At 74.8% G+C, this 7000-nt stretch carries 3 protein-coding genes and 1 pseudogene; 1 reads left to right on the forward strand and 3 read right to left on the reverse strand.

What is annotated here, in order from left to right; genetic code table 11:
• Positions 1 to 18 precede the first annotated feature (18 nt).
• The 3 genes from hrpA to ACEQ2X_RS13445 are packed head-to-tail and all read right to left on the reverse strand — an operon-like array spanning position 19 to position 6109.
• Positions 19 to 4041, reverse strand: coding sequence for an ATP-dependent RNA helicase HrpA (hrpA, locus tag ACEQ2X_RS13435; protein WP_370326326.1), 4023 nt, complete (start codon positions 4039 to 4041; stop codon positions 19 to 21).
• Between the two features lie 48 nt (positions 4042 to 4089).
• Entirely contained in the window at positions 4090 to 5166 is a 1077-nt protein-coding gene (locus ACEQ2X_RS13440; RefSeq protein ID WP_370326327.1) for a homoserine O-succinyltransferase, read from the reverse strand.
• A 37-nt stretch (positions 5167 to 5203) separates the two neighbouring features.
• A complete protein-coding gene (locus ACEQ2X_RS13445) occupies positions 5204 to 6109 on the reverse strand; it encodes a VIT1/CCC1 transporter family protein (RefSeq protein WP_370326328.1) in 906 nt (301 codons plus the stop codon).
• An 84-nt stretch (positions 6110 to 6193) separates the two neighbouring features.
• Between ACEQ2X_RS13445 and ACEQ2X_RS13450 the strand changes: the two are divergent.
• Positions 6194 to 7000, forward strand: a pseudogene (locus ACEQ2X_RS13450) (hypothetical protein); the annotation flags it as partial.

A 7000-nucleotide genomic window follows, 5' to 3' on the forward strand; every position in this document is an offset into this window, starting at 1 on the left:
CGTGCAGCCGTCTCCGCCTCACAGGTGACCGACGCGGATGGCCGCCAGCGCCGCGCGGATCCGCGCCTCGGACACCTTCTGGGCGGTGCCGAGCTGCTGGGCGAACAGGCTGATCCGCAGCTCCTCGAGCTGCCAGCGCAGGTCCGCGAGGGCATCGGCGGCTCCCGGTCGCAGGTCGACGAGGAGCCGCTGCTCCTCCTCGAGGTCCGCGACCACCGCCATCGCGTCGGCATCGCGCTGGGGGTTGCGGCCCATCGCGTCGAGGCGGACCTCCATGCCCTGGAGGTAGCGGGGGAGGTGGCGGAGCCGCGCACCGCCCGTCGCGGCGACGAACCCCGGGTACACCAGCCGCCCGAGCTGCCGGGCGACGTCGTGGCGGCCGGCCTCGAGGGCGGGGGGTGCGGGCTGGCGCAACCGGTCCTTCACCGCGGCCGCCCGGGTGACCACGTCGGCGACCACCCGCGCGGTCAGCGGGATCAGTCGGTCCGCGCGGTCCCGCAGGTCCTCGCGGATGGCCTCGAACCCCTCCGCGGTCCACGCCGGTCCGCCGTGGTCGTCGACGACCGCGTCGATCACGCACGCGGTGCAGTCCTCCACCACGACCGCGACGTCGGCGTGGGGGGCCTGGGTCAGCGCCAGCTTGACCGGCCGGTCGAGCGCCCGGTCGACCGTGCGGACCGGGTTGGGGAGGGACAGGCGGAGCAGCCGGCGGGTCCCGAGGCGCATCGCGCGCCGCTGCTCGGCAGCCGTGGGGAAGGACCGCACGCCTGCGGTGGACCCCTCGTCGACCAGGGCCGGGTAGCTGGTCATCTCCACCCCTCCACCCGAGGCGGTGACCGTCCGCGGCAGGTCGCCGATCGTCCACGCCGTCAGGCCGGTGGCCTGCGGCGTGGGAGCGGAGCGGGCGACTGCCTGCCGGACGTGCGCGGCCACGCCCTCCTTGAGCGCGCCGAGGTCGCTGCCCGTCGCCAGCACCCGCGGCCCGTCGACGATGCGGTAGCGCACCCGCAGGTGGTCGGGGATCCGCGCGCCCCGCCAGGCCTCCGGTGTCACCGGCTGCCCGCCGACGCGGGTCAGCTCTCGGGCGAGGACGGTGAGGAGGGGCCCCTGGGACGGGTCGATGCGGTCGAGGACCGCGGCGACGGTGTCCGGCACCGGCACGAGCCCGCGTCGCAGCGCCTTCGGCAGGGCGCGGACCAGCGCGGTGACCAGCTCGGCGCGCATCCCGGGCACCAACCAGTCGAAGGTGCCGGGGTGCAGCTGCGGCAGCCGCTCGATCGGCACGTCGACGGTGAGCCCGTCCGCCTCGGGGACGGCGGGGTCGAAGGTGTAGCTGACGTCGAGTGCGGCGCCCCCGACGGTCCAGGTGTCGGGGAAGGCCGCGGGATCCGGTGCGTCGAGCTCGGCCAGCACCTCGTCGCGGTCCAGGACCAGCAGGTCCGGGTCGTCGGCCGCTGCCCGTCGCCACCAGCTGCGGAGGTGCGCGACCGAGGTCACGTCGTCGGGGATGCGGGCGTCGTAGAGGTCGCGGAGGACGTCCTCGTCGGCCAGCAAGACCCGGCGGACCCGGTCCTCGAACGCCCGCACGTCATCGAGGATGGCCGCGTTGCGCGTGGCGAAGTCGAAGCGCTCGTCGACGTCGCCCTCCACCAGCCCCTGGTCGATCAGCATCCGCCGGGCGGCGGCCGGATCGACCCGCGAGAGGGCGACGGTCCGGCCCGCGACGATCGGCAACCCGCGGAACGTCACCCGCTCGGTGGTGACGGCCGCACCCCGTGCGCGGTCCCACCGCGGTTCACCGTGGGTGCGCTGCACCAGGTCGCCCGCCAGCGCCTCGACCCACTGCGGCCGGATCGCCGCGGCCATCCCCGCCCACATGCCCGTGGTCTCCACCAGCTCGGCTGCGACCACCCAGGGGGGAGGCCGGTCCGCGAGGGACGAGCGGCGCCCGATACGGAACCGGGTGCCCCGCGTGCCGAGGTACTCGCGGGAGTCGCCGTCGCGCATCCCGATCATGCCGAGCAGGCCGGCCAGCATCGCCCGGTGGACCGCGTCCGCCGCGTCGCCGGCGGGGATCTCGCCCGGCGCGAGCGCGCGGCTGGTCGGGATGTCGAGGTCGGCCAGGACCCGGCGGAGCTGGCCGTGCACGTCCTGCCACTCGCGGATGCGGAGGAAGTGGAGGAACTCGGCCCGACAGCGCTTCCGGAACTGGTTGCCCGAGAGCTGGCGGCGCATGCGGCGCAGGTGGTCCCACAGCGCGATGACGCCGAGGGGGTCCGAGCCGGGGACGTGGAACCGGGCGTGGTGCTGCTCGGCGGTGTGCGCGACGTCGCGTGGTCGTTCCCGGGGGTCCTGGATCGACAGGAAGGAGGCGATCACCATGACCTCGTGGACGCACCCCTCGTCGGCGGCCGCCAGCAGCATCCGCGCCAACCGCGGGTCGAGGGGGATGCGCGCCAGCTTGCGGCCGATGTCGCTCAGCGCCAGCGCCCCGCTCCCACCGGCCGCGAGCGCGCCCAGCTCCTCGAGCAGCGCCACGCCGTCGGCGACCAACCGGCTGTCGGGTGCCTCCACGAACGGGAACGCCGCGACGTCACCGAGCCCCAGGGCCGTCATCTGCAGCACGACCGAGGCGAGGTTGGTCCGCAGGATCTCAGGGTCGGTGAACGGCGGCCGGGCGTCGTAGTCGTCGGCGTCGAACAGGCGGATCGCGATGCCGGGCCCGACGCGTCCGCAGCGGCCCATCCGCTGGTCCGCCGAGGCCTGGGAGATCGGCTCGATCGGCAGCCGCTGCACCTTCGTGCGGCGGTTGTACCGGCTGATCCTCGCGAGGCCGGGGTCCACCACGTAGCGGATGCCCGGCACGGTCAGGGAGGTCTCGGCGATGTTGGTGGCGATCACCACCCTCCGACCCCGGTGGGGGGCGAACACCTGCTGCTGCTCGGCCGCGGACAGCCGTGAGTACAGCGGCAGGACCTCGATGCCCGACAGCGCCCGCGACCGCTTCGCCGCGTCCCGCAGCGCGTCGGCGGCGTCGCGGATGTCCCGCTCACCGCTCGCGAACACGAGCACGTCGCCAGGCCCTTCGGCGGCGAGCTCGGTGACCGCGTCGACGATCGCGTCGGTCAGGTCCCGCTCGACGACGTCCCCCTCCTCGGTCGTCTCGACGAGCGGGCGGTAGCGGACCTCGACGGGGTAGGTGCGGCCGGACACCTCGTAGATCGGCGCCGGGGTGCCGTCGGGGGTGGCGAAGTGCGCGGCGAACCGCTCGGTGTCGATCGTCGCGGAGGTCACGATCACCGTGAGGTCGGGTCGACGCGGCAGGAGCTGCGCGAGGTAGCCCAGGATGAAGTCGATGTTCAGGCCGCGCTCGTGGGCCTCGTCGACGATGATCGTGTCGTAGGCGCTGAGATCGCGGTCCCGCTGCAGCTCGTTGAGCAGGATGCCGTCGGGCATGACCTTGATCGCGGTCCGCTCGCTGACCGCGTCGGTGAAGCGGACCTGGTAGCCGACCAGGTCGCCGACGTCGCCGCCGAGCTCCTCAGCGACCCGGGCCGCGATCGAGCTGGCTGCCAGCCGCCGCGGCTGGGTGTGCCCGATCATGCCGCGGACGCCCCGCCCGGCCCGGAGGCAGAGCTTCGGCAGCTGGGTCGACTTGCCGGACCCGGTCTCACCGGCGACCACCACCACCTGGTTCTCGCTGATCGCCTTCACCAGCTCGTCGGCCCGCTCGGCGATCGGCAGCTCGTCGGGGACCACGACGGTGGCGGGGATCCGTGCGGTGCGCTCGGCGAGGCGGCGCTCGGCCGCGGCGACCTCGTCGTCCAGGCGGCGCAGGCGGGCGTGCCGCTTCGGCGCGGGCCGGACCTTCCGCGCCGCGCTGATCGCCCGGTCGAGCCGGCGCGCGTCGCGCAGCGTCACCCCCTCCAGGCGCGCGCGCAGCGCACCCGCCGTGGGGACGTCACGCGCGGGTGCCTCGGGTGCGGGGGCCGGGGGGCCGGAGCCCGACCCGGTCCCGGCGGTCTCAGCCGACTCGGACACAGCCGGCCAGCGTAGAGGGGGCCGGGACGGTTCGCCTCGCCCGCGGCCTCAGGCCCCGGCGGTCCGCGCCCTGAGACCGAGGGGGTCGTCCGGGTCGACGTGGGGCATGAACGGCCGGCCGCGCTCGAAGCCGGTCAACCGGTACACCAGACCGAGCCAGTTGTTGTAGACCGCCTTCGCCGTGTCGGTCCACGTGTTGTCGAGGTACCGGACCAGCTCGGCCTCGGGGAACGGCACGGCGGACGGGTCGTCGGCGACCAGGGCGCGCTCCAGGTGGTCCGCGGCGATCCGCGCGGCCGCGGGCGGGAGGTACCCCTCGGGCAGGGGAGGGGCGGGGATCTCGCCGCGGAGGTGGCGGTCGACCTCGCGCTTGTACTCCTTCAGCAGGCTGACCGTGTCGTACTCGGGGTGGCCCTGCATGAACACGGTCCGGATCCCGTCCGGGCTGGTGCCGACGTGAAGGTCGCCGTCCTCCGTCTCGGCCAGCACCCGCAGGCCGACGGCCTTGATCTGGGCGGAGCTGATCGCGTTCCACCGCGACACCGGCACGTCGTAGCGGGTGTTGATCCCGCGGAGCAGCGGGTGGTCGACCTCGCAGTTGCGGTGCGGGTAGACCCCCCACCGCTTGGCCAGCAGCGGCCGGCGGTGGACCCCGTAGGTGTGCTGGAGGATCGCGTGGGTGGACAGGCACGAGCAGAGGGTCGAGGTCACGTGCTCGCCGGCCCACTCCATCACCTCGGCCAGCGGCTCGTAGAACTCCTCGTCCTCGAGCCTGGCGGTCTGGGGGTTCGCGCCGGTGACGACCAGGGCGTCGAGGCCCTTCGCCCGCAGCTCGTCGAAGCTCGTGTAGTACCGGTCGATGTACGCGCGCGTCTCGGCGTCCCGCGGGCCACCGGGGACCGTGAAGACGTGCACGTACACCTGGACGATCGGGTTCGCCATGCCGATCAGGCGCATGAACTGCTGCTCGGTCACCCGGAGCGCGGCGTCCGGCATCATGTTCAGCAGGCCGATGTGGAGCTCGCGGATGTCCTGGTGCTCCGCCTCGGGCCGGGTCAGGACCGGCTCGCCGGCGGCGCGGAGCGCGTCGAAGGTGGGCAGGGGGGAGTGGGCGACGATCGGCATCGGTGTCTCGGGGCTCGAGGGGGGCGGCCACGCTAGCTCAGACCGGCGTGCCCCCACCGATCAGCAGACCCACCAGGTAGGTCGCGCCCGCCGCCCCCCACCCGAGGAGCAGCTGGCGCAGCCCCGAGCGGACGCCCGAGCGCATGGTCAGGAGGCTGAGCGCCGCGCCGACCCCGTACAGCAGGCTGCCGGTCGCGACGAGCGCGACGACGGCGGCCGCGGTGCCCCCGCCGACCAGGAAGGGGAGGAGGGGGACCAGCGCGCCGAACGCGAACGTCAGGAACGACGCGACCGCCGCCCGCACGGGGTTCGCGTCCCCGTGGTCGTGGTCACCGGCCTGCAGCACCTCCCGCTGGCTCGCCACCGAGACGTACTCACCCACCCCCATCGACAGCGCGCCGGCGACCAGCCCCGCGATGCCTGCGGTGGTCACCGCCTGCCGGCTCGCGCCCGCGCCGAACACGCCGATCACCAGCGCGAGGTTCGACACGATCCCGTCCGAGATGCCGAAGATGCCGGCCCGCAGGGTCCCCGCGACCTCCGTCCGCCACGTCGGCGCCAGCGAGCGGACCATGGCGGTGTGGTCCCGCTCGTCGGCGACCATCTCGTCGGTGGCGTGCGGCTCGTCGAGGTAGGTCGTGATCTCGCGGCCCTCGTGGCGCTCGAGGGCCGGCATCGCGCCCACCAGCCCGACGCGCCGACCGAGGGACACAGCGATCCGGGCGCTGGCGCGCAACCGGATGCCCCCCGTCGGGGCCGTGGCGCCGAGGCGGTCGAGGACCCGCTCCCAGTGCTCGGCGTGGGCCTCCTCGTCGTCGGCGAGCCTGGTCAGGATCGCGCGCTCCTCGCCCTCCACCTGGTCGGCGAGGCGCCGGTACAGCAGCGCCGCCCGCCGCTCCTCGGTCAGGTACCCCCGGATCCGCGCCACCTCGTCCGTCGCCATCGCAGACGGTGTAGCACGCGATCCCGGGACCTGCCCGGGCCGCCTCCGCGTCGACGGCGCGGTCCGGTCGTACGCTCAGGTCCGATGGCGGCGGTGGGCAGGCGGGCGCGACGGCGGGGCACCGCCGCGGTGATGGCCGACCGGGCGCTGGTGGCGGCGGCGATGGCCTTCCTCCTCGCCGGGTACGTCCTCAGCCCCGCGGGGCAGACCGAGGTGGCCACCGCGTCGCCGACCGGGGGAACGGCGACCACCGCTCCCGCCACCGTCCCGGCCCCCTCGACGACATCGGCCCCGCCGGTCGCACCGGTCCCCACCCCGACCCCTCCCACCGCTCCGCCGGCCACACCCGCGCCGACGGCTGCGCCCGTGGATCAGCCGGCCGGCCTGCTGACCTTCCGCGGCACGGCCACGCGGACCTTCCACGGCACCGGCCTGATCGGCGACGACCCCTCCCTCCGCTGGCGCTACCCGGGACGCGCCATGTGCGCGGAGTCGACGGTGGGGGAGGAGACGCGCACCTGGTGCGGCACCGGGTGGACGGGGCAGCCGGCCGTCTTCGGCCACGAGGGCCGCACCTGGGTGGTCGTCGGCGGGTACGACCGCGCCGTGCACTTCATCGACGGCGACACCGGTGAGGCGATCATCCCGCCGTTCCCCACCGGCGACATCATCAAGGGATCGGTCACGGTGGACCCCGACGGCTTCCCGATCGTCTACAGCGGGTCGCGCGACGGGCGGTACCGCGCGATCGCCTTCGACGGGGCGGCGCCGCGGGAGCTGTGGGCCCTCACCGCCGCCGACGCCACCGGGCCCACGCAGTGGAACGACGACTGGGACGGCGCCGGCCTGGTCGTCGACGACCACCTGGTCGTGGGCGGCGGGGAGAGCCGC

This window comes from Euzebya sp., from assembly GCF_964222135.1.
Classification (GTDB): domain Bacteria; phylum Actinomycetota; class Nitriliruptoria; order Euzebyales; family Euzebyaceae; genus Euzebya.